Annotated in this window: 2 protein-coding genes; both read left to right on the forward strand. The window is 70.0% G+C overall.

Annotated features, from left to right (window positions below; all coding sequences use genetic code 11):
* The first annotated feature begins 330 nt into the window (after nt 1-330).
* A complete protein-coding gene (locus G6018_RS10135) occupies nt 331-729 on the forward strand; it encodes a DUF5318 family protein (protein ID WP_179526059.1) in 399 nt (132 codons plus the stop codon).
* Between the two features lie 119 nt (nt 730-848).
* Nucleotides 849-2,935 (forward strand): transglycosylase domain-containing protein (locus tag G6018_RS10140; RefSeq protein ID WP_182639532.1); only part of this gene is annotated, 2,087 nt, incomplete at its 3' end.

Here is a 2,935-nt window from a genome sequence, read left to right on the forward strand (position 1 = left end):
CCCCAGGATCGCCAGTTCGAGCACCACACCCCTCCCCTCGACGTCTCATGCCTGCGGGTTTCCGCGACGGTCACCGAGAGTACACCTTCGGATGTATCGCGCCGATATACCCGTCCGTGACATCGGACGGACGGATCGAGACAGACGCGGGCCCCGGACCCCCCGGCCTCGCGCCCCGGACCCCCCGTGCTCGTGCCCCGGACTCGCGCGGGGGTCCGGCGCGAGTCGTAGGCTGATCCCGTGGACCACGCCGACTTCCGCCCCCGGCGACCCGGCCCCCCGCCGGGACCGGAGGACCCCACCGGCCGCGACGCCCTCCGGCGTCGGCGGGTGGTGGATTTCGCCCTGCGGCGTCGAGGGGTGTTGGCGGATCTCCGTGAGGGCGTCTCGGCACTTCGCGAGGTGTGCGACGCGGACGTCTATCTGCTGCGTGCGGCGAGTTTCCACGGCGTGGAGACCGGGACCGTGTGCCCCGTGTGCCGCAAGGAGAACCTCACCGAGGTGTCCTGGGTGTTCGGCGACGACCTGGGTGCGGCGTCCGGATCGGCGCGGAGCGCGGACGAGATCGAGCAGCTGGCACTGACCCATGACGCGTTCACCGTGCACGTGGTGGAGGTGTGTCGCAGCTGCTCGTGGAACCACCTGGTGGAGTCCTATGAGGTGGGCCTCGCCTCCGGTGAGGGCAGGCGCGTGCGCCGGGCGGCGCGGGAGCTCCGCAGGCACCGCTGAGCGCCCTCGCCGGGTGCGCCGAGTTCCGAGTGGAGCGCGATTTCGTACACAATGGACCTCAATGCACCGTCAGCGGGGGTCGCCCGTACCGGTCGGAGCTGCTCGCAGGAGGGTAGAAGATGTCGCAAAGTGACAGGACGCGTGGGAGATCTGACGGGGATTGGGACGACTCCTCGCCCCGGCGCGGCTGGTTCCGGCGTCACCCGATCTGGACGACGCTGATCCTCGTCGTCGTCGTCCTGTTGGTGATCCCGCTGGTGATCGTCGGGGTGACCTACAACCGCACCGAGATCCCCCGCCCGGGCAGCGTGGCCACCAACCAGATCTCCGAGATCTACACCAACGACGGCACGACCATGATCGGGCGCATCGTCCCCCCGGAGGGCAACCGCACCCTGGTCGAGGTCGACGCCATCCCCGTGCACGTGCGAAACGCCGTCATCGCCGCGGAGGACCGCAGCTTCTACACCAACGAGGGCTACGACCCCACGGGCATCGGCCGCGCGGTGATCGGGCAGGTCACCGGCGAGTCGAGCGCCGGCGGCGGGTCCACGATCACGCAGCAGTACGTCAAGAACACCATGGTCGGCGACGCTCCCACCTATGAGCGCAAGGCCAAGGAGATCATCATCGCGGCCAAGATGACCAACGAGTGGTCCAAGGACCAGATCCTCGGGGCCTACCTCAACACCATCTACTTCGGCCGCGGCGCCTACGGCATCGCCGCCGCCTCCACCGCGTACTTCAACAAGCCGGTGGAGGCCCTCACCGTGGAGGAGGGCGCACTGCTCGCGGGCGTCATCCAGTCCCCGTCCGTGCTGGACCCGCTCAACAACGCCGCCGCCTCCGAGGGCCGCTGGAACTACGTCATGGACGGCATGCGGGACATGGGGGCCATCGACGCCCAGCAGCGCGGCATGGCGGTGTTCCCCCAGGTCGTGGAGGACCCCCAGGCGGTGGACCAGAACGTCGGGGACCCCACCAACGGGGCGATCCGTCGTCAGGTGCTGGCGGAGCTGGCGATGGCCGGCCTGGACGAGCAGATGCTCAACACCCGCGGGCTCAAGATCACCACGACGATCGACCCGTCCACCCAGGAGGCGGTGGTCGAGGCCGCCCGCAGCAACATGCAGGGGGAGAGGCCGGAGAACCGGACCGCGGTCGTCTCCATCAACCCGCGGACGGGCGGCGTGATCGGCTACTACGGCGGCGAGGACGCCGAGGGCTGGGACTACGCCAACGCCCCGCTGCAGACCGGCTCCACCTTCAAGATCTTCGGTGTGGCCGCCGCCCTCGAGCAGGGGATCGGGCTGGGCACCCAGATTTCCTCGGCGCCCGTGACCACCGGAAACGTCACCGTCACCAATGTCAACGGCCAGTCCTGCGGGTCGTGCTCGGTCGCGATGGCGCTCAAGATGTCCCTCAACACCTCGTTCATCCGGCTGCAGCGGATGCTGGAGAACGGGGCCAACGACGTCCGGGACATGGCCCATCGCGCGGGTGTCGCCAAGGAGATCCCCGGCCTGCCGTGGGAGACCCTCACCGAGCAGGGCGAGGACCCCTACGACGGTCTGATCCTGGGTCAGTACCCGATCCGGGTGCGCGACATGGCCACGAGCCTGGCCACCTTCGCGGCCGAGGGCGTCCACCGGCCGACCCACTTCATCGAGAAGGTCGAGACGGCCGACGGTGAGGTCCTGCTGGACAACTCGGCCCCCGAGGGTGAGGAGGTGGTGGACGCCGACGTGGCCAACAACCTCACCTCCGCGATGGAGCCGATCGCCGCCTATTCCAACGGCAAGTCGCTGGCGGGCGGACGCCCCTCGGCGGCCAAGTCCGGCACCACCCAGCTCGGCGACACCGGGTACAACAAGGACGCCTGGTTCGTGGGCTACACCCCGTCCATCGCCACGGCGGTGTGGGTGGGGACCGACGACAACCAGCCGTTGCTCAACGCGTGGGGCGGGACGATGTACGGGTCCGGGCTCCCCGCGGACATCTGGAAGTCGGCGATGGACGGCGCGCTGTCCGGGACCGACTGGGAGAGCTTCCCGTCCCCCGGGTACATCGGTGGCCAGGCCGGCGCGTCCCAGTGGGAGTCCTCCGGCACGGGGACCGGGAACACCGGCGGGACGGGCGCCACCCAGCAGGCGGTCCCCCAGCCCAGCGTCGCCCCCGCCCCCGCGCAGCCCGCTCCGGCTCCCGG

The sequence above is a fragment of the Dietzia sp. DQ11-44 genome (assembly GCF_014145205.1).
Taxonomy (GTDB): domain Bacteria; phylum Actinomycetota; class Actinomycetes; order Mycobacteriales; family Mycobacteriaceae; genus Dietzia; species Dietzia natronolimnaea.